This is a genomic window from Virgibacillus necropolis, from assembly GCF_044793635.1.
Classification (GTDB): Bacteria; Bacillota; Bacilli; order Bacillales; family Amphibacillaceae; genus Virgibacillus_F; species Virgibacillus_F necropolis_A.
Genome location: NZ_CP084992.1, coordinates 2,801,387 through 2,821,352 on the forward strand (window position 1 = coordinate 2,801,387; position 19,966 = coordinate 2,821,352).

At 37.2% G+C, this 19,966-nt stretch carries 21 protein-coding genes and 1 other annotated feature; of the genes, 17 read left to right on the plus strand and 4 right to left on the minus strand.

What is annotated here, in order from left to right:
- Positions 1 to 434 precede the first annotated feature (434 nt).
- Together LG329_RS13570 and LG329_RS13575 are read right to left on the minus strand one after the other, a co-directional pair.
- On the minus strand, positions 435 to 1,919 hold the full coding sequence (locus tag LG329_RS13570; RefSeq protein ID WP_404451353.1) for a BCCT family transporter: 1,485 nt from the start codon (positions 1,917 to 1,919) through the stop codon (positions 435 to 437).
- Between the two features lie 199 nt (positions 1,920 to 2,118).
- Entirely contained in the window at positions 2,119 to 2,391 is a 273-nt protein-coding gene (locus tag LG329_RS13575) for a small, acid-soluble spore protein, alpha/beta type (protein WP_404451354.1), read from the minus strand.
- A gap of 131 nt (positions 2,392 to 2,522) precedes the next feature.
- Between LG329_RS13575 and cyoE the strand changes: the two genes are divergently transcribed.
- The 5 genes from cyoE to LG329_RS13600 all read left to right on the plus strand — a co-directional run bounded on the left by cyoE (position 2,523) and on the right by LG329_RS13600 (position 5,137).
- Complete coding sequence (gene cyoE / locus LG329_RS13580) at positions 2,523 to 3,461, plus strand: heme o synthase (RefSeq protein ID WP_404451355.1); 939 nt, start codon at positions 2,523 to 2,525, stop codon at positions 3,459 to 3,461.
- A gap of 16 nt (positions 3,462 to 3,477) precedes the next feature.
- Positions 3,478 to 3,753, plus strand: a complete 276-nt coding sequence (locus tag LG329_RS13585; protein ID WP_404451357.1) for a GNAT family N-acetyltransferase — start codon at positions 3,478 to 3,480, stop codon at positions 3,751 to 3,753.
- A 130-nt stretch (positions 3,754 to 3,883) separates the two neighbouring features.
- Entirely contained in the window at positions 3,884 to 4,522 is a 639-nt protein-coding gene (locus tag LG329_RS13590) for a transporter (RefSeq protein ID WP_404451358.1), read from the plus strand.
- A gap of 38 nt (positions 4,523 to 4,560) precedes the next feature.
- The gene (locus tag LG329_RS13595) at positions 4,561 to 4,860 is read left to right on the plus strand and encodes a hypothetical protein (protein ID WP_404451359.1); all 300 of its coding nucleotides are present in this window, start codon (positions 4,561 to 4,563) and stop codon (positions 4,858 to 4,860) included.
- 34 nt (positions 4,861 to 4,894) lie between these two features.
- Entirely contained in the window at positions 4,895 to 5,137 is a 243-nt protein-coding gene (locus LG329_RS13600) for a hypothetical protein (RefSeq protein WP_404451360.1), read from the plus strand.
- A 58-nt stretch (positions 5,138 to 5,195) separates the two neighbouring features.
- Here LG329_RS13600 and LG329_RS13605 read toward each other — a convergent pair whose 3' ends face one another.
- Entirely contained in the window at positions 5,196 to 6,554 is a 1,359-nt protein-coding gene (locus LG329_RS13605) for an alkaline phosphatase (RefSeq protein WP_404451361.1), read from the minus strand.
- Positions 6,555 to 6,882: 328 nt separating this feature from the next.
- On the opposite strand from LG329_RS13605, the gene LG329_RS13610 reads away from it, so the two are divergent.
- The 7 genes from LG329_RS13610 to LG329_RS13640 all read left to right on the plus strand — a co-directional run bounded on the left by LG329_RS13610 (position 6,883) and on the right by LG329_RS13640 (position 13,053).
- Complete coding sequence (locus tag LG329_RS13610) at positions 6,883 to 8,241, plus strand: FAD-binding oxidoreductase (protein WP_404456677.1); 1,359 nt, start codon at positions 6,883 to 6,885, stop codon at positions 8,239 to 8,241.
- 79 nt (positions 8,242 to 8,320) lie between these two features.
- The gene (locus LG329_RS13615; protein ID WP_404451362.1) at positions 8,321 to 8,878 is read left to right on the plus strand and encodes a beta-class carbonic anhydrase; all 558 of its coding nucleotides are present in this window, start codon (positions 8,321 to 8,323) and stop codon (positions 8,876 to 8,878) included.
- A 179-nt stretch (positions 8,879 to 9,057) separates the two neighbouring features.
- Positions 9,058 to 9,594, plus strand: a complete 537-nt coding sequence (locus LG329_RS13620; RefSeq protein ID WP_404451364.1) for a sigma-70 family RNA polymerase sigma factor — start codon at positions 9,058 to 9,060, stop codon at positions 9,592 to 9,594.
- Entirely contained in the window at positions 9,595 to 10,008 is a 414-nt protein-coding gene (locus LG329_RS13625; protein WP_404451365.1) for a PadR family transcriptional regulator, read from the plus strand.
- Positions 10,008 to 10,292 (plus strand): permease prefix domain 1-containing protein, encoded by a 285-nt coding sequence (locus LG329_RS13630; protein WP_404451366.1) that lies wholly within the window; start codon positions 10,008 to 10,010, stop codon positions 10,290 to 10,292. Before LG329_RS13625 ends, LG329_RS13630 begins: the two co-directional genes overlap by 1 nt.
- Positions 10,241 to 11,251 (plus strand): FtsW/RodA/SpoVE family cell cycle protein, encoded by a 1,011-nt coding sequence (locus tag LG329_RS13635; protein WP_404451367.1) that lies wholly within the window; start codon positions 10,241 to 10,243, stop codon positions 11,249 to 11,251. The genes LG329_RS13630 and LG329_RS13635 overlap by 52 nt, the downstream gene beginning before the upstream one ends.
- A gap of 338 nt (positions 11,252 to 11,589) precedes the next feature.
- On the plus strand, positions 11,590 to 13,053 hold the full coding sequence (locus tag LG329_RS13640; RefSeq protein ID WP_404451368.1) for a spore germination protein: 1,464 nt from the start codon (positions 11,590 to 11,592) through the stop codon (positions 13,051 to 13,053).
- Positions 13,054 to 13,127: 74 nt separating this feature from the next.
- On the opposite strand, the gene LG329_RS13645 is transcribed toward LG329_RS13640, so the two are convergent.
- Entirely contained in the window at positions 13,128 to 14,912 is a 1,785-nt protein-coding gene (locus LG329_RS13645; RefSeq protein WP_404451369.1) for a M3 family oligoendopeptidase, read from the minus strand.
- Between the two features lie 244 nt (positions 14,913 to 15,156).
- Between LG329_RS13645 and LG329_RS13650 the strand changes: the two genes are divergently transcribed.
- The 5 genes from LG329_RS13650 to LG329_RS13670 all read left to right on the plus strand — a co-directional run bounded on the left by LG329_RS13650 (position 15,157) and on the right by LG329_RS13670 (position 19,732).
- Positions 15,157 to 15,801, plus strand: coding sequence for a LytTR family DNA-binding domain-containing protein (locus LG329_RS13650; protein WP_404451370.1), 645 nt, complete (start codon positions 15,157 to 15,159; stop codon positions 15,799 to 15,801).
- 131 nt (positions 15,802 to 15,932) lie between these two features.
- Complete coding sequence (locus tag LG329_RS13655; RefSeq protein WP_404451371.1) at positions 15,933 to 17,450, plus strand: acetyl-CoA hydrolase/transferase family protein; 1,518 nt, start codon at positions 15,933 to 15,935, stop codon at positions 17,448 to 17,450.
- 91 nt (positions 17,451 to 17,541) lie between these two features.
- Positions 17,542 to 17,762 (plus strand) — a binding site (T-box leader).
- A gap of 40 nt (positions 17,763 to 17,802) precedes the next feature.
- Positions 17,803 to 19,050, plus strand: coding sequence for a tyrosine--tRNA ligase (gene tyrS, locus LG329_RS13660; RefSeq protein ID WP_404451372.1), 1,248 nt, complete (start codon positions 17,803 to 17,805; stop codon positions 19,048 to 19,050).
- 123 nt (positions 19,051 to 19,173) lie between these two features.
- The gene (locus LG329_RS13665) at positions 19,174 to 19,452 is read left to right on the plus strand and encodes a hypothetical protein (protein ID WP_404451373.1); all 279 of its coding nucleotides are present in this window, start codon (positions 19,174 to 19,176) and stop codon (positions 19,450 to 19,452) included.
- Positions 19,436 to 19,732, plus strand: coding sequence for a type II toxin-antitoxin system RelE/ParE family toxin (locus LG329_RS13670; RefSeq protein WP_404451374.1), 297 nt, complete (start codon positions 19,436 to 19,438; stop codon positions 19,730 to 19,732). Before LG329_RS13665 ends, LG329_RS13670 begins: the two co-directional genes overlap by 17 nt.
- Positions 19,733 to 19,966: the final 234 nt, after the last annotated feature.

The window sequence follows — 19,966 nt, forward strand, 5'->3', positions numbered from 1 at the left end:
GTTTAGCGTACTCTAGATCTGGAAGGCGTGGATAACTGATGTGTATAATCAGCCACGTCCAGCTCCGACGTACAGGACGTACTAGTGCCGATAAAGCCACAGGACGTGGCGTTTTTATCGGCCAGCGCCCATTGCCTAGTGCCCTTCCTGCTTCTCGTAAACTCGGCGCAATAAAACATGGCTCCTCCTTACGATAACAGTTCGACATAGTCGAACGTCCTTAATCGCATACGCTCTTCGTGTTTCCTATATCTCAAAAGAAAGAAGGAGGTTCGATTAAGACCGCCACTTTGCGTGGCAACATCGAACTATTCACGTTGCGTGGGCACAGGCCATACGGCGGCCCGCAGGAGGCGGGTTGTGGCGACGTTGGCACAGGACGTGCCGGTTTTAGTCGCCCTTCCTTTATTCGGGCGCTTGCGCTTTTGCTCCTACTACAGCTTCGTTTTCGCTTTATCTTTCCTCAAAGCTTTATAAAAAGAAAAAACCATTAGTAGCATGATGAATGAGAATGGAAAAGCTGCTGAAATTAATGCATTTTGTAAAGCTTGCAGACCACCAGTATAAAGGAGTACAGCTGCTATTGCTGATTGTGCAAAGCCCCATACAAATTTAACTGATGTTGGGGGAGACAAAGAACCGTTTGTAGTTTGCATCCCTAATACAAAGGTGGCTGAATCTGCTGAGGTAATAAAGAACGTTCCGATTAACATGATGGCCAATATGGCTAGGATCACGCTAAACGGGAACTGATCAAACATTCCAAAAAGGGCTTGTTCAGCGGGGAGACCAGCAATATCTATACCGTTATTTTGTGCATGGATGCCCGACATTCCAAATGTTGCAAACCACAGAAAACTGACAACAGAAGGAACGATAAGAACCCCCGATAGGAATTCCCGGATGGTGCGTCCTTTTGATATACGGGCAATGAAAATCCCAACGAAAGGGGCCCAGGCAATCCACCAAGCCCAGAAGAAAACGGTCCAATCTCTAACCCACTGCCGCTCATCCTCAACATTCGGCGATATACGTAAACTCTCAGTAGGAAGACTTTGAACATACGCTCCAAGAGTATCTACAAAAGAATTTAAAATGTACAGAGTTGGTCCCAGTATTAACGTAGCAAAGAATAGGATTCCAGCTAGGGCCATATTTGCATTACTTAAGTATTTTATTCCCTTACTAAGACCTGAGTAGGCTGAAAACATAAATAAAACAGTTACGACAAGGATAATAACTAGCTGGACCCAAAACTCGTTATCGATCCCAAGCAGGTATGTGAACCCTCCATTTATCTGGGTAGCACCAAATCCAAGTGTAGTAGCTACACCAACTATGGTTGCAAACACGGCAATTATATCGACTGTCTTTCCCCATGGTCCCTTCATTTTGTCACCAAAAAGAGGTTCAAGTGTAGCGCTGATTAATCCAGGTTTTCCATGGCGAAATGTAAAATAAGCGAGCACCAAAGCGATTATGGCATATATCGACCATGCATGAATACCATAATGGAAGAATGTGATACGTAACGAGTCCTCAAGAGCCTCAACTGTACCAGGTTCAGCTGTAGGGGGAGTCTTAATATAGTGAGAGACAGGAGAAGCTACACCATAGAATACAAGCCCAATCCCCATTCCCGCACTGAAAAGCATGGCAAACCATGAGGAATAACTGAATTCTGGCCTGTCCTCTTGCTTACCAAGTCGAATCTTTCCATAAGGACTTATGATCAAGTATAAACAAAATATGACAAATAGAGTGACGATTAATAAATAATACCAGCTGAAGTGAACGGATATATAACCCATAATGTTACTGGAAATGTTTTCAAACATTGTTGGAGCCAGTACTCCCCAAAATGATAAGATTAATGTAATTGCCAATGTAATCCAAAAAACTGAAGTTACCTTTTTCATTGCGTACCACTCCTAAATCTCCTATATTAAATCCAGTTGACTTGTGTTTGTTGGGATTTATCTTTATAAGGACCGATTCTTACTATGGTTAGTATTTCTGAAATTAACGGTTTTATCCTATTTAGAAATTCCTCATTTTTCGCTTGTATACAGGGTGAAATATCCGCTGGTTATACAAATTTAAAACCAGCGGATACATTTATTTTTGTGTCATATTTTTTTGAGCCATTTTGACCATTTCTTTGACCATACTGCCACCAATTGGACCCCCAATTTTCCCTGCTTGTTCTGAGGTGAATTGGCCGTTGTTCCCTTTTTGTAAAGAAATGCCTTGTTCATTTGCAACTTCATATTTTACGGTGTCAGGATCAGCCATATTTACTTCATAGCCATTTGCTTTCATAACCTGTCCTTTTAATTGGTCTAAACTTTCCCGGGCTTCCGGTACCAAAATTTTATTCTTCCTAGCCATATATTTCACCTCCTCATGGAGTATGTTCCCCCAAAACTGAAGGTTCATCAATGGTCATTAACGGAATAGAAATGGTATCATGTATATATAGAATTAAATCTGCTAGTCAGTTATAGAAAGAGGATATGAAAATGAATAAAGAGGAGACTCCTTCCTCACAGGAGTTTGAAAAACGCACCATATCAGAGAAAGAAAATGTTTCTATTTTGAAGGATTTAAAAGAATTATTTAAAGCCATTGTATTGCTTTTAAATATACTACCCGTATTTACAGGATTTTGGCTAGCACTATATTTTACGCATGCATCTTTTATCGATTATTGGGGTGTGTTTTTGTTAACCATTGCAGGGAGTACAATGGTTATGGCTGGAGCACTACTTCTTAATAATTGGTACGATGTTGATATTGACAGAGTAATGGATAGAACAAAAAATCGTCCAACAGTAACAGGTACGATTTCCCTTAAAGCCGTTTTAATTATGGGAATTGTATTTACTGTACTTGGCTTTATTTTGTTGCTCTTTACAACGATTGAAGCAACCCTGTACGCATTCGTGGGGTGGTTTACGTATGTTATCTTGTATACAATGTGGTCAAAACGACGATACACACTTAATACAGTAATTGGAAGTATCTCTGGTGCAGTTACACCTTTAATTGGATGGGCGGCAATAGAACCGGCTTATCATATCGTGCCAATTGTATTATTTCTTATCTTGTTTATATGGCAGATGCCACATACATTTGCTATTGCTATAAAGAAATATGAAGAATATAAGGCTGCCGAAGTTGCGATGCTTCCGGTTGTTCATGGTTTTGACATTACAAAAAGACAGATGGTTGTCTACATCGCATGCTTACTTCCATTGCCGTTTTTCTTGGCCCAGCTAGGTACAACCTTCATTATAATATCTACGGTCCTAACCTTTAGTTGGTTAGCTGTGGGTATCAAAGGATTCTTTACAAAAGAGGATATGAAATGGGCACATGTGATGTTTATTTGGTCAGTGAATTATTTAGCATTACTTTTACTGATGATGATTATTGTTACATTGCCTATATTTAACTAAAAGGAGGCATTATGACATGATAGATATAAAAAAAGGCGAAAATAAATTTTTTGTTGGCGATAATGAAGCGAAACCTTTAGCGGAAATTACGTTTGTTCCAACAGATGGTGGAAAATTAATTATTGATCATACAGTTGTATCAGATGAGCTTAGTGGTCAGGGAGTTGCGGGTAAACTTGTGGAAAAGGTTGTTAGTTACGCAAGAGAAGAAGGAAAGAAAGTTATTCCTGAATGCTCTTATGCCAAGGGAAAAATTGATAAAACCCCTGAATTTCAGGATGTACTTGCTTAATTTGTAAAAATAATATGGTTAATGAAAAGCATCTACATATGGCTGTAGATGCTTTTAGCTATTATAGGGGATGGTCATTCACACGGCTATTCTAATATAATGGGGTAGATACACGCGGGAGAGGAACGTTATGCAACAAATCTTAAAAACAGTATATGAGGGCATCATGATTTTACTTGTGATGCTAACGCTTATCACACTCTGGAATGAAAACACATACAACTCAACAATAAACTGGATTGTGTGGGGTGTGTTTTTCATTGATTTTTTAGTTCGTTTGATAGCCACTAGGGAAAAGTGGAAGTTCATTAAGCAAAATCCATTTCTTTTAATTGCAATCATACCATTTGATCAGTTCTTCCAGGCAGCCAGAATCGTACGGATTATCTACCTGTTTCGGATTAAAACAATCACAAAATACTATATTTCACCATATATAAGGAAATTAACTTTTCAATCTAGAAGTTTGATAGTATCGGTAATTCTTGTATTATTATTTGTTGAATCCCTTGTTATTTGGAATCTAGAAGGGTCCATCCAAACATATTATGAGGCTTTATTCGTTTTATTTGGATATTTATTCTTTTTTGGTCATGATACTTTTATAATTGGGAATCCAATTTCAGTATGGACATTAACTGGAATATCCATTATTGGTATTGCGATTCAGGGATTAGCACTGCAGTGGGCTTTTAATAAAATCGAAACAGCCTTTATTAGTTTTAAAAAGAAACGATCTACCTCCCAAGAAGGGAAGGAAATAATATAAAGGAGTGCTATATCATTAAAAACTTCAAATTTTACTTAATGCCATTATTATTACTATTATTACTTTGCGCTTGTTCTGAAAAAACAACTACTTCTAGTGATGCAGTTATAAAGCAAGCTGAGCTGACACAGTTTGAGAAAAACCTTCTGGAATTAATGGATAATCGTTCTTTTGCTTATGATATTGACTTAAAAAATGACCAAGTATCAAAAATTACTGGGACGGTTGATTACTATGAAAATGGCGAATTTGTGCGTCAAATTAGTGAACTTAGTACAAAGATAATGGAAGAGGAACATAAGGAAGTAGTACGAATGGTTTTTATGCAACAACCTTAAAAGTGTTGACCAAGAACAGTGGATTACTTCAATAATGAGGGGTGGAAGTCAATCATCGGTAACAACCAAGAATGATATAGAGGAAAGAGAAAATATGGCCTCTGGATCAGGATCTATAAGCGAATTACCTTTAACAATAGGAGAGAAAGTAGTTGCCACTATTGTGTATACAGATGAAAAGGGAATGTCTATTCTAAATCATATTGAAACAGAAGAAGACCTGAAAATGGCTACAAATTATGAGCAGGTTTATGTTATTTCTGTTGAAATGAAATAATCTTTAGCTATTTAAAAAAAGCGAACGGCATCAACACCGTCCGCTTCTCCTATTTCACTTATTTCAAAAACCCAAACACTTCATTAGCTATATCTGTATTATCTATCAATCCGGAGAAAACCTCACTCTTCGGTCCGTAGGCATAAACCGGAACGTCGATTCCTGTATGCCCACTCGTCGTAAAGCCAACTCCAGCTCGATTATTAAACACTTCTGAGATTGCACCGTATAGTGTATCGAAATCATTCTTACTTGCAGCTTCTTTGATAGATGCAAGCTCCTCGTCAGTGAAGTCAAACGATACATATTCAGCTAATACATCTTCAACTGATTCACCATCGGTAATTTCTTGCGCCATGAATTCAGGAGTACGCTCAGCTGCTTTGATAGCCTCTGGATTAAAGTTGTATGCACCATCACGGCCAACCGAGAATCCTCCAGTAGAGTGGTCTGCGGTTAATACAACTTGTGTATGTCCATTTTCCTTAGCAAACTCAATTACAGTTTCAAAAGCTCTAGCGAAATCTTCCATTTCACTCATTGCAGAAACGGAATCGTTCGCATGTCCTGCCCAATCAATTTGACTTCCCTCAACCATAAGGAAAAATCCGTCCTTATCTTGGCTTAATTGTTCTAATGCTGCTGTAGTCATGTCCTCTAATGATGGTGTTGATTCTTTACGATCGATAGCTTTTGGTAGACCTACCGGCGCAAACAAACCTAGTAACTGATCATTCTCATTTTCTAGCAATTCCTCTGTGGAAGTTACATAGTTATAACCATCTTCTTTGAAATCATTTATAAGATTTCTGTCTTCACGGTCAAAATACGTCGTTCCACCGCCAAGAATAACATCAACTTTGTGTTTTCCATTTATCATGTCATCAAAATAATCATCAGCGATGTCATTGTAATTATGACGTGAAACATCATGTGCTCCAAACGCAGCAGGTGTTGCATGGTTTACCTGAGAGGTTGCTACCAGACCAGTAGCCATGCCGTTTTTCTTTGCAGATTCAAGTACTGTTCCAACTGGTTCTTTATCATTATCAACTGAGATTGCGCCGTTATATGTTTTTATTCCTGCAGCCATGGAGGTTGCTGCTGCAGCTGAATCCGTAACGTTTTCTTCGGAATCTTCGGGATATGTTTTCGCCATACCCACGAAATGTTTATCAAAAATAGTTTTCTCCATTTGCATTGTAAATGGATCATCCTGCATATAGCGATATGCAGTAGTGTAAGCAGGTCCCATACCGTCGCCAATCATGACGATTACATTTTTCACTTTTCCATTGTTGCCAGAATTGTGCTTTTGTTTTCCGCTATCAGCACTAGTATTTGTAGTGCTTATTCCAATAACACTTCCTGCAACCAACATAAAAATTGTTGCGATTACCCACACTTTTTTTCGCATGATCTTCCTCCTTGAATTTTATTAGTACTTTCATCTAACATGTTAAGTGATAAAATCATTAATAAGAATAGTAGATTAGTTGCGAATTTTGTAAAGTTTGTAAAGGAAATGTAAACGCTATTGATATTCTGTCGATAATTAGTAGTAACGTATGAGGAAAGTTAATACTAGCTTAATATAAGGCTTACAGGTGCATAAAAGATAGTAGATTTTATGCAGGGTCTAATATACTAGTAGTTAAAAAAAGGATTTTAAAACCGAATGTCGAATTTTATAGTATAAGGTTACTAAATTAATTACATAAGAGCGGGTGAGGAAGTTGAGTTACATAGATGAATTATTAACGGCAATACCAAAAGATCGAGTCTCTACAAATACAATTATTTTAGAGCAACACAGCAAAGACGAATCCTATCATAAACCAAGTCTACCGGATGCTGTTGTATATCCTGTAAATGCTGAAGAAGTAAGTGAAATTATGAAAATAGCAAGTAAACATAAAGCTCCTATCGTACCTTTTGGATTAGGTACTAGTTTAGAAGGTCATGTTATTCCGTATAATGGTGGAATTTCACTTGATTTCTCATTAATGGATAACGTGATTGAAGTGTTACCGGATGACTTTTTGGTCAAGGTACAACCTGGAGTAACCCGGTCAAAACTTAATCAGGAATTGAAGAAGTACGGTCTGTTTTTTTCCGTAGATCCTGGTGCTGATGCAACATTAGGTGGAATGGTAGCAACGAACGCAAGTGGAACAACTGCAGTCAAATATGGCATAATGCGTGATCAGGTCCGGGATTTAGAGGTTGTGCTAGCTGATGGAACGATCATGCATACAGGGACACTTGCTGCAAAATCGTCATCTGGCTATAACTTAAATGGTTTATTTACAGGATCAGAAGGCACGCTTGGGTGTTTTACCGAACTAACCTTACGCGTTTATGGAATTCCTGAAATGATTATGGCAGGAAGGGCTTCTTTCCATTCAGTTGATAAAGCCGTTGAAGCAGTAGTCAATATTCTTTCAGCTGGAATTCAAATAGCTAGAATAGAGTTGGTTGATGAGCTTTCGATGAAACAAGTCAACAAATTCAGTGATACAAACTATGATGAAATGCCTACGTTGTTTATCGAATTTCATGGCAATGAAGCTGGATTAATGCAGGATGTTGAATTTACGAAAGAAATACTAGCTGACCTAGACAATCATGAATTTGAATTTGAAAAAGATACCCAAGCCCGAAATCAATTGTGGGACGCACGGCATAACGTTGCTTATGCATTTAAGCATGGATTTCCTGGTAGACAGCTGATGACAACGGATGTTTGTTTACCCTTATCTGAATTAGCGGGAGGAATAGAATCTGCCCGAACGGAATTGGGAAAATATGACCTGAAAGGCGGTATAGTCGGACATGTAGGGGATGGAAATTACCATACAACCCTAATGATAGATACTGAGAATCAAGAGGAAGTTGAAAAGGCGGATAAATATAATAGACATATTGTGGAATACGCGCTTAAAAGAGGTGGGTCTTGCACAGGCGAGCACGGGGTCGGAATCGGTAAAATGAAATATCAATCACTGGAACACGGAAACTCATTACAGGTTATGCAGACAATTAAAAAAACACTTGATCCCAACAATTTATTAAATCCTGGGAAAATATTTTATAACGGATAATTGTTAAAGTCATTTATTTTAGGTACTATTAATAGGTAAAGAAATTCATACATTACATTTAAAAAAAGGAGTGCATCACATGTCCGTCATGGATTCTATTTTGGCCCATAACAAACAATTTGTGCAAGACAAAGAATATGAAAAATATCAAACTACAAAATTTCCGGATAAAAAGATAGTTATCGTTACTTGCATGGATACTCGTCTCTTGGAAATGCTTCCTCGTGCAATGAATCTGAGTAATGGCGATGCAAAAATTATAAAAAATGCTGGAGCTGTTATTTCCCATCCTTTTGGTAGTACGATGAGAAGTATTATTGTTGCCCTTTATGAATTGCAAGCTGATGAAGTGGTCGTAGTCGGACATTACGGGTGCGGAATGACCGGTTTAAATGCCGAACCGATTATTGAAAAAGCATTGAAACAAGGAATGGATCCTGCTGGCCTTGACGCTTTAAAATATGCAGGTATCGATGTAGAAAAGTGGCTTAAAGGCTTTGATGATGTTGAGGAAAACGTACAGAATAGTGTAGAAATCATCCGTCGTCACCCATTTTTACCTGCAAACACACCGGTTCATGGACTCGCGATTTCTCCTGAAACGGGTGAGTTAACCGTAGTGGAAAAACCTGAATGAAATTTGATTGACGTTACTGAGATTATATAATTGTGTAAGATTTTGGAACGGGCACTGCCTTTTAAATAAGGAGAGTGCCCGTTTTTCTTTTTAGCTAATGCTTTATGTAGTTTTTTTATGTTTTCATTATTAAAAACTTCTAATTAGGTTGTCTCGTCTAATTAGTAGGAGGGGAAAATGTGGAAGAATTTATCATTGAAAAAATTGAAATAGATGACAAAGAAACACTTATCGATGAAGTAATGAAAAATTACGGGCAGGAAATTCTACAGCTTGTTTATTCCTATGTACATAATAAAGCTATTGCTGAGGATTTGACCCAGGATATATTTGTGAAATGTTATAAAAACCTACATACCTACAAAAAGAAATCCAAATTCAAATCATGGTTATGGAGAATAGCAATTAATCATTGCAAAGATTATCTAAAGAGTTGGTACAACAAGAATGTTATTGTCTCTGAAGATTACTTGTCATACGAAGAATCCAAGAATAAAAGTTTAGAGGATACAGTAATTCAGGACGATGAGGATTATATGTTAACTTCTGCAGTGATGAAGCTTCCAGTGAAGTTTAGAGAAGTAATATATCTCTTTTATTTTGAAGAAATGCAAATCAAAGAAATTGCCGTGGTGACTGGCAACAATTCAAATACGGTAAAAACTCGACTAAAGCGTGCGAAGAAAATATTAAAAGAGCAATTAGGAGGAAAATAAATGGAGGAAGGTTTAAATAAGCTTCGAAATGCTATGAAAAATACAACATTTAGCCAGTTAGATTTTTCAGAACAACACATAAATGATATTCATCAAAAAATACAAAAACATGAAGAAAAAGAAGATGATATCCTTCTTTCTGTTATGCAGCTTCTGATACACGAAAAAACAGGTTATGAATTGGTGCAACATATAAGGGGGAGAGGTATACAAAAGTTTGAAGAAAATGAAGGGTTTCTGTATACATTCTTACATCGATTAGAGCAAAAAGGTTATTTGCTATCATCTTGGGACGAAGCTGAGAGGAAACTTTATAGATTAAATAACAAGGGAATTAAGCTCTTAAAAAAAGCGGAAAGAAATAGTTCAAAGAAAGGAATTGCTCTAGGCATAATGTTAGAGGTGAGACTATAGTGGATCAAGATAGAAAATCTTTTTTGGATGAGGTTATAAACCAAATTAAATCAACAGAAGCTAGAAAGTTTATTTCCAGTGAACTTGATCATCATCTAAAGAATGAAAAGAAAATATGGCTTGAGAAGGGGATGTCGGACACGGATGCTGAGGAAAGAGCAGTTAAACAGATGGGTAGTCCGATAAAGCTTGGTCAACATTTTAATAAAATACATCGCCCTCGGATAGATTGGTGGTTGTTCTTAACATTATTCGTAATTCTATTTTTGGGTTTTTACCTCTAATCTCAATTAACTTCGATAATCATTTTATTAAGAATAAAACTGTTATTACCGCGATTGGCATAGCAGTGACTCTAGGGTTAATGTTCTTTGATTACATCAAGTTAAAAAGGTATAGATGGCTTTATTACACATTTGGATTGACTATTTTAGTACTGCTTTTACTATTTCCAAATGCTACTGTAAATGGGGTTCCATATTTTGTTATAGGACCATTAACAATTACTAGCGTAATAAGTTTGCCATTTTTTTATCTAAGTTTAGCGTCATTTCTTGAGGGTGAAAGAATAAGTTTTTGGCTTATAGGGATCTTATTCATTATGCCAATTCCTTTTTTCTTTTTTGTTAATTTCATACCAACCATCATTATATATATCACAATGGTATTAGTCATGATTTATTGGAGTTCTATAGGTAATATAAATAAACTTCTATTTACATTCACTACATTTACTTTTACCGGAATATTATTTTGGTTTAACTCAAGCATTTATATAAAAGAAGTTATATTCTCGCAAGAAAATAGAAATGGGGTAGAATACCTCTTTCAGCTAAGCAAAAAGCTTTTGTTAGATGCGGGATGGCTTGGACATTCAGATAACATGAAAATTATTCCTTCAGCCCATACAGATCTTGTATTTGTGAATCTCACTTATCATTTTGGATGGTTGTTGTCACTCTTTCTTGTTGTTGTTCTTTTAATTCTTACAATGAGAATGATATTTATTATTCATAAAATAATAGATCCTTTTGGGAAAATGTTAATAGTTGGGGGAGTTGCTCTATTTACTGTTCAGTTTGTGTTTAATATTGGAATGATTCTAGGGTATTTCCCGATGATCTCTATATCATTACCATTTATAAGTTATGGTCTGATGCCAACATTATTGAACTCAATTATAATCGGTATCGTACTATGTGTATATCGCCGGAAAGATTTAATTTCAAAATTTAACCTTTAGAGTTAGCAAAGTTATTTAGCTTGAAACTAATAGCCGAGTTACTGTATCGGTTCATGATAGTTTTTATGGCAAAGGGGTACTTCAAATTTTTGAAGTACCCCTTTGCATTGGTAAATCTAATTATAGTTATTGGTCAATCTATCGATAATTATTTCTCCTAGTTCACATCATTACTATTAATCTTTCTTTTACTTCAATACCCATATGATATTCACACGTTTATCTTGCTATTTACTGGTTAAGAATGGTAGAAGGTTAATTATTTTCTAAAAATTCCTATTCATCTAAGCACAAGAATATTCAATGTAGTGCAAATGGTAGAAAAAGGAGGGGAATCAATGGGTTATAAAAAGAATAAACAACCTGTGTTCAATAATTTCACGGATAATATCGAGTATATGAAGAAAGAGCTTGGTGTTGGTGAGAGTTTTGATGCCATTCATCTTGACTTGAATTATGCGGAACGAGACATGGGTTTATTTTTAATAGATGGATTTGCAAAAGATAAGATATTGCATTTTTTAATGAAATTACTCGCAGATCTTGAGCCCGAACAGCTTGAACCTGATCCATTACTTAAATTAATGAGAACTTATCTTCCATATATTGAGTTGAGTACAGAAGACGATTTAGATAAAACTGTCTTTTGGGTGTTAAGTGGAGCGTCCGCACTCGTAGTTGATGGTATTGATAAGATTATCATTATTGATGCAAGAACATATCCAGTCCGCACTCCAAGTGAGCCAGATTTGGAACGCGTTACACGTGGCTCACGTGACGGTTACGTCGAGACCATCGTCTTTAATACTGCTCTAACAAGGCGACGTGTCAGGGACCCTTCTCTTCGGATGGAGTATATGTCGATTGGTAGACGATCACAAACCGATATTTGTGTGTCCTATCTCAAGGATATTGCAGATCCGGACATCGTAAAACAAATCAAAAGCTCTCTGGAAAAAATTGATACAGACGGGTTGCCTATGGCTGATAAAACGGTAGAAGAATATCTTACTGGTCGTGGTTGGAATCCGTATCCAACCGTTCGTTACACAGAAAGGCCAGATACCGCTGCTGTTCACCTGTATGAAGGCCATGTACTCATAATGGTTGATGGCTCACCAAGTGTAATCATTACACCAGCAACGTTTTGGCATCATATGCAACATGCAGAAGAATATCGGCAACGTCCAGTTGTAGGAGCTTATTTCCGATTTGTAAGGTTCTTTGCAGTTTTTATTTCACTGTTTTTATTGCCACTTTGGTATTTATTTGCCGAACAACAGTCATTGCTACCGGAAGCGTTGTCATTTATCGGTCCAAAAGAAGTATTAGCCGTTTCCTTATTAGTTCAGCTGCTTTTGGTTGAAGTCGGGATGGACATCTTGAGGATGGCCACGATCCACACGTCAAGTGCAATGGCCACATCGCTTGGTCTAATTTCAGCGGTAGTTATTGGACAAGTGGCAGTAGAGGTTGGGGTTTTATCAAATGAAGTCATTTTCTACATTGCGCTTGTAGCAATTTGTACCTATGCAACACCATCATATGAACTTGGACTGGCAAACCGAATTTCCCGGATCGCGTTTTTATTGGCCACAGCGGCATTTGGTGTTCTAGGGTATGTTGGTGGTATCGCCTTATGGACCATTCTACTTACGCGGTTAAATTCACTTGGCGTCCCTTATCTATGGCCAATTATTCCGTTTTCCTATCGTGCATCGAGGGATGTGTTCTATCGAGCACCGATGCCAGCGAAAAACAGGCGTCCCAAGGCATTGCACCCAGAGGATCCGGATCGATAGATGTTTGGCTGATAGTTTTGATTAACAATAAAAAAGGCGAACAGTGTCACTAGCACTGTTCGCCCTTTTTCTATCTATACCATTTTTTCAGTCAACTCCAAATAGTCGTTAATTGCTTCGATAGTCGGTTGAAGGGAAGCTTCCCAGAACTCCTTCTCAACAATATCTTTATTTAAGTATCTTTCTGCTAATTGTTCGACTGTCATTCTTCCTGAGTTACGTAATAATTCATCATATTGTTCAGGGAACTGATCTCCCTGTTCCTTTGCTAAAGCATAAATACCATTACTAAATAAATAACCAATGGTATATGGAATGTTGTAGAATGCTAAATCTGTATGATAAAAATGGGGGATGGTCATCCAGAAATATTTATTGTGTTCATCTACAACGTCTCCGTAAATATCTTTTGTCATGCTTTCCATTAAATCTGATAACTCGTCTGCGGTAAGTGGACCATGTTTTCTTTTTTCGTATAGCTTTTGCTCAAATTCAAACATAGCTGGAACGGTCACTTGGTATTTCAATCCATTTAAAATTTTCATTTCTAGTAAGGATAGTTTATCTTCTTCATTAGAAGCATGTTCAATAGCGGCATCTAGTACTAAATTTTCGGCAAATGTAGATGCTGTTTCTGCTACACTCGTACTGATTTCCTGTGTGAATGCAGGTTCATTCTGCATTATATAATTATGGTAGGCATGACCAAGTTCGTGGGCGATTGTCACAACGTCTTGGTAGCTCCCTGTGAACGTTAAAAATATACGACTTTCTTTTTTTAATGGCATAAATGCGCAGAATCCACCATGCATTTTTCCTTTCCGATCCTCAGCCTCAATCCAACCTTCATAAAATGCTTTTTCAGCAAAACTACCAAGCTTATCACTAAACTTATGAAATTGTGTAATCACTATATCAGCAGCTTCACTATAAGAAACCTTGTTGTCAGAGGTGAAGCTTGGCGTGTCCGTATCGTACCAACCCAATTTTTCCAGATTCATGACCTGCGCTTTACGTATTAAAAATGAATGTACAATATTTCTATTTTCCTTAATTGCTGATACCATCGTCTGTACTGTTTGTTCCTTAATTCTATTCTGCTCCATTGCTTCTTTTAAAACATTGTCCCAGCCGCGTTGCTTGTATACATCCAAGCGAAATCCATTGATCCGATTGAGAACAGTTGCAAATGAGTCTGCTTGTTTTTCACAGATCTCAATGATAGTCCGAGCTGTTTTCTGACGTACTGATCGATCACTTGAAAACATAGCATAACTCTGAGCCTGCCCAATCGACATTTCCTCTTTTTGACCATCTTTTTCAACCGGGATCCGTAAAGCACCCATCATTTGTTCGTAATAATCTTCCCATCCGTAGAAGCCGTTTATGGAAAGCTCATTGATCAACTTTTCCATCGCTATCGGTAATTTATCACCCATCTTTTGTTTACGTTCTTCTAAGTAAAATTGATATTCTTTCACTTCGTCATGTTGCAGCAAACCTTCCCATTCTGAATCGGAAAGTCTTGCTAATAATTCATCCATATCTATTTTTAAAGATTCGATATCAGCTTTAATTTTTTCACTTTCGTCTATCAGTTTGGTAACCTCTGGATCATCTACATTAACGGCGTATAAACAAACCAAGAACTCATCAAGTTCAAAAGCCGCACTAATGTATTCCTGCACTTCTTGAAAAAAGCCAACCAAATTGTTCGATTGATCAAGCGTTTGAATTTTCCCTTGTAATCCTGCCATATCCTGCTTTAAACCTGAAATTAACGCGTTTAACCTGTTTGATTCCTTCCCACCTGGATAAAGAGAATCAAGGTTCCAATTCTCACTAATCACTTTCTCCATCAATGATACCTCCCAAAAACTGTTAATACATATAATTATAGAGTATTTATAATTTTCATGCATCCACCTAGAGGCTGACTCGACATCGTTTTCGCGGATGAGAGTGATTGGCCCAAGTTCACATTCAAAGCTGCACATTAACCTAGTTAACGGACAATCAATTATAATAAGTTTATAATAGAGGAAAACGGTTGAATTAAATGAATGAAATTATAGTGAAACCACAACATGAGGTGTTTTAACAATGGAGAGATTAACGTTAGGTTCCCTATTAGATGTTATCGGGGAATTGTTTTCTGATGAAATATCGATTGCTGTATCAAATACAAGTGAATATATTTATTATCGCCCAAGTAAACGGGTTGATTTGAAGATTAGACCCGGAGATGTAATTAAGGAAGGGACTATAGCACATCAAGCATTAATTACGAAACAAAAAGTGTCTGAGTTTATCAATCGAGATATGTTTGGAGTTCCTTATCATGGAATGGCAGTTCCTTTTCATCATGAGGGTAAACTTGAGGGGTGTGTAACCGCAATTTACCCTGCATTTACAGAAGGAAAATCGGTTGTAGTCATCAAAACATCAGATGGATGGAAGCCGATCCCTTTTAATAATGTAAAATATTTAGAGGTGAAAGATCGTAAAACACATGTAGTTTCAGGTGACATTTCCGGCACACATAAAAAAGCTCTGCAAGAATTTGAGTACATGTTACCACGAGAATTGTTTGTCCGGTGTCACCGATCATTTATAGTAAATGTTAATCATATTAAAGAAATTTATCCTGATACACATTCCACGTTTCTGTTGGCTATGAATAACGGAGAAGAAATTCCTGTTAGTCAATCGTATTCGAGTTATTTTCGGAAATTACTTGGATTTTAGAAAATATGCTGGTTTGTACGCTGGATTTTATGCTTTAATCAATAATTCTCTATTCCCGTCCGTAATCTCCAATACGTATTGCTTATAAGTTAAAATAATTCTAAATACTTTTATGGAAGAGGGATTTTACAATGGAGAAAAGTAACTATGATCGTATAAAGGACCCTCGCATACAGGATCGTGTAGTTTCGGCCGAAGAAGCTGCATCTTGGATTCAAGACGGGATGACATTAGGGTTAAGTGGGTTTACACGTGCCGGTGATGTGAAAGCGGTTCCGACAGCTTTGATAAAGCGTGCTGAACATGAAACATTTAAGGTAAATGTTTTTACTGGTGCTTCGTTAGGATCTGATATTGATAAAATGTTCGCTGAAGTTGGCATTATTAATAAACGCCTGCCTTTCCAAGCAGATGCAACAATGAGGAAAAAAATAAACGAGGGTGAGCATTTATTCGTGGACCATCACCTGTCCCATACAGCAGAATTAGTCCGTTCAAATGTATTAGATTCTATTGATTACGCTATTTTGGAAGCGGTTTCTATCACGGAGGACGGTATGATCATACCGTCAACATCGATTGGAAATTCATCGATTTTTGCGGAGCACGCAAAAAATATTGTTATTGAGATCAATATGGCTCAACCGCAACAACTAGAAGGACTGCATGATATATACAGTCTTGAGAACCAGGGAGAACGCTCACCGATTCCATTAACAAAAACTGATGATCGAATAGGAGCACCAGGAATTCAAGTTGATCCAGAAAGAATAAAAGGGATTGTGTTTACGAATCAGCTGGATTCACCATCTACAATTGTCGCACCAGATCATGAAACAGAGATTATGGCAGAGCATTTAATAAAATTTCTACGTAAAGAGATTGTGGCAGGTAGATTAACAGAAAAGCTTGCACCAATACAATCAGGAATCGGTTCTGTTGCCAACGCAGTTCTTCATGGCATGATAGATTCTGAATTTAACGATTTAGAAGTCTATTCGGAAGTATTGCAGGATGCGGTGTTTGATTTAATTGACGCAGGCAAGGTTGATTTCGCCTCATGTTGTTCCATTACTTTGTCCGAAGAAAAGATGGAACAGGTATTTGGTAACTTTGAAAAATACCGTGATAAATTGATTATGCGACCACAGGAAATTTCGAACCATCCAGAAATTATTCGTAGGCTCGGTTTGATTTCAATCAATACAGCATTGGAGTTTGATATATACGGTAATGTCAATTCCACACATGTATCAGGAACAAAAATGATGAATGGAATTGGTGGTTCGGGTGACTTTGCCCGCAATGCTCGTTTAGCTATTTTTGTAACAAAATCCATCGCAAAAGGCGGGGACATATCAAGTGTTGTTCCGTTTGTGCCACATGTCGATCATACTGAGCATGATGTGGATGTCGTTGTAACCGAGCAAGGTTATGCGGATTTACGTGGTCTAGCTCCAAGAGAACGTGTTCCACTTATCATCGAAAACTGTGTACACCCGATATACCGTGAGCAGTTATGGGATTATTATAATGAAGCTCTTGAAAGAGGCGGGCAAACACCACATGTGATGGAGAAAGCTTTATCATGGCACACTAACTTTGCGGAAAATGGAACAATGCGTGAGCGTACATTGGAGACTGTTTAGGCTGGGATGAAGAATCGGTGATTAAATCAAGTTCACATTTCACTATTGACATTAATAACGAAAGAACGTACTATATCTCTAACTTTAATAACAATTAGCGTTGACGGAAATAAGTAGTGTAGATTCGTTGTTTCAGAAAGTCGATGGGTGCTGCGAATCGATACAAGGATCTAGATGAATTACCTTCCCGAGCTTCTTTTATGAAAGCCAAATGGTGATTAGTTTAAGACGGTTAAACCGATATCTTGTTTTAAGCGGAAGGCCTCGGTCTTCAACTTGGGTGGTAACGCGTGATATAGACACGTCCCTTGATTAGGGATGTGTCTTTTTGTATTTATAAGGGGGAAGAAAAATGAATTACATGGAACAATTAAATGACAAGCAACTGAACGAACTTGAGCGACAACATAATATTTTATCCTATGGGGTAAATGGTATTATTCCCGACCAGGAATTCAAACAAAAAATTGCGAAGTCCATAAAAAATAACAAACCATTAAAAGTTAAGCTTGGCTTAGATCCAACTGCCCCAGACATCCACATTGGGCATACAGTCGTGTTGAACAAGTTAAAACAGTTTCAGGAATTAGGGCATACCGTCCAGCTTATCATCGGTGATTTCACTGGTAAAATTGGCGATCCAACCGGAAAGGCGACTGCAAGAGTGGCTTTAACCGATGAGGAAGTTCGCTACAATGCACAAACTTATTTTGAACAGTTTGGAAAAATTATTGATATGGATGCTGTGGAACTTCACTATAATGCGAAATGGCTCTCTAAGATTGATTTTGTTGAAGTTTTGCAATTAGCAAGCAATGTAACAGTTGCAAGGATGCTGGAACGAAATGACTTTCATAATCGGTACAAGGCAAATAAACCTATTTACCTGCACGAGTTTTTCTATCCCGTGATGCAGGGCTATGATTCTTTAATGTTGGAATCAGACATCGAACTGGGTGGTACCGATCAGGAATTTAATGTATTATTCGGCCGTCAAATTCAAGAGCAGTTTGGAAAAGAAAAGCAAGTTGTCATGCTGCTTCCATTGCTAGAAGGATTGGACGGAGTAGAAAAGATGTCAAAATCCAAGAAAAATTATATCGGAATCGATGAGAAACCAAATGATATCTTTGGAAAAACGATGTCAATCCGCGACGAATTAATTGGTAAGTATTTTGAATTAGCATCGAATCTTTCCATTAAAGAAGTCGCTGAAATAAAGAGCCAGTTAGCAAATGAAACCCTGCATCCCCGTGATGCGAAAATACGTTTGGCTTTTTCCTTCGTGGAAATGTTGTGTGACACGGCTACTGCTGAGGAGAGTAAAAAATATTTCCTAACCGTTTTTCAAAAAAATCAAATGCCAGATGAAATTCCGGAAGTTCTATGGGAAAAGGAAGTAACTATAGGAATCCTGGATTTAATCGCCGACTTAAACCTGCTTCCATCAAAAAGTGAAGCACGTCGAATGATAAAAAATGGTGGAATTCGATTGAATCAGGAAAAAGTTGAGGATCCTAATTTTAAAGTAGAAATAAAAGATAACCTAGTGTTACAGGTTGGAAAGAGGAAGTTTATAAGGTTAAAGATAGTGGGATAATTCATGGGCTATATAGAGGTACATCATAGCACAAACGGGTTAATGATGGTATATTATAACTATAAACTACTGAAAAATTATAAAACACATTGGACGTCATAAATTGAATAGGCGGTGTAGTATATGGGAATTAATCGTGAACAATTGAAACGTATGATTGACCAAATTACGGAACAGGATGTAGTCGAAGTTTTTGATTTTGTGGGGTATTTAAACATGAAACGAGAAAAAGAAATGATAAATCAGTTGGATGTTGAAGCTCTTACAAAAGATAAAAATCTAGTTGACCAAGTTCAGAAAAGCCGTGAGGATCGTAAAAATAACCTTATGTATAGTAAAGAGTCGGGGTTAGAATACTTGAGGAGTATGGTTAAGGAGTTTGAACGTGAACAAAACTTATAATGTTTATTGGTCCCAGACGGCATTGGATGAACTAAGCAGTATACTTGCATATCCACCAGATGTGAAGGAAAGAATTTATTTAGATTCTTTTGACAGGTTATCCTATATGCCCAGCATTACTGCAAAACAAATTACTTCTGGTAACTTGGAGGGCTACTGGGTAAGAATGGGGCTTTACAAGACTATTCTTATTTTTGAAGTTGATGAAGGAAAAAGTGTAGTTTGGGTAGATGGCATTAGACATAAGCGAGAAAATGTTTATTGGAAACGGAGAAAGTAATTTTTCATCTAAGCAGATGATATTCAAGTACCATAAGATGGTATTTTGAAATCATCTGTTTTTTTTCAACCTGGAAAGAGAATTAAATCAATAACGAATGCAAATCATTCAGAAAATTCCTTCACAATAAAGCTTTTTTGATATAATATAGTAATCAGATTAATTTGAAATACGGAGGTAAACGCGGTGTAAAATAGAATGGATAACCAAACATAAAACTGAATATACACGAAC

Coding starts and splice junctions, on each gene's coding strand:
- LG329_RS13570 (WP_404451353.1), bottom strand. CDS start 1,919: ATGAAAAAGGTAACTTCAGTTTTTTGGATTACATTGGCAATTACATTA.
- LG329_RS13575 (WP_404451354.1), bottom strand. CDS start 2,391: ATGGCTAGGAAGAATAAAATTTTGGTACCGGAAGCCCGGGAAAGTTTA.
- cyoE (WP_404451355.1), top strand. CDS start 2,523: ATGAATAAAGAGGAGACTCCTTCCTCACAGGAGTTTGAAAAACGCACC.
- LG329_RS13585 (WP_404451357.1), top strand. CDS start 3,478: ATGATAGATATAAAAAAAGGCGAAAATAAATTTTTTGTTGGCGATAAT.
- LG329_RS13590 (WP_404451358.1), top strand. CDS start 3,884: ATGCAACAAATCTTAAAAACAGTATATGAGGGCATCATGATTTTACTT.
- LG329_RS13595 (WP_404451359.1), top strand. CDS start 4,561: ATGCCATTATTATTACTATTATTACTTTGCGCTTGTTCTGAAAAAACA.
- LG329_RS13600 (WP_404451360.1), top strand. CDS start 4,895: ATGAGGGGTGGAAGTCAATCATCGGTAACAACCAAGAATGATATAGAG.
- LG329_RS13605 (WP_404451361.1), bottom strand. CDS start 6,554: ATGCGAAAAAAAGTGTGGGTAATCGCAACAATTTTTATGTTGGTTGCA.
- LG329_RS13615 (WP_404451362.1), top strand. CDS start 8,321: ATGTCCGTCATGGATTCTATTTTGGCCCATAACAAACAATTTGTGCAA.
- LG329_RS13625 (WP_404451365.1), top strand. CDS start 9,595: ATGGAGGAAGGTTTAAATAAGCTTCGAAATGCTATGAAAAATACAACA.
- LG329_RS13640 (WP_404451368.1), top strand. CDS start 11,590: ATGGGTTATAAAAAGAATAAACAACCTGTGTTCAATAATTTCACGGAT.
- LG329_RS13645 (WP_404451369.1), bottom strand. CDS start 14,912: ATGGAGAAAGTGATTAGTGAGAATTGGAACCTTGATTCTCTTTATCCA.
- LG329_RS13650 (WP_404451370.1), top strand. CDS start 15,157: ATGGAGAGATTAACGTTAGGTTCCCTATTAGATGTTATCGGGGAATTG.
- LG329_RS13655 (WP_404451371.1), top strand. CDS start 15,933: ATGGAGAAAAGTAACTATGATCGTATAAAGGACCCTCGCATACAGGAT.
- tyrS (WP_404451372.1), top strand. CDS start 17,803: ATGAATTACATGGAACAATTAAATGACAAGCAACTGAACGAACTTGAG.
- LG329_RS13665 (WP_404451373.1), top strand. CDS start 19,174: ATGGGAATTAATCGTGAACAATTGAAACGTATGATTGACCAAATTACG.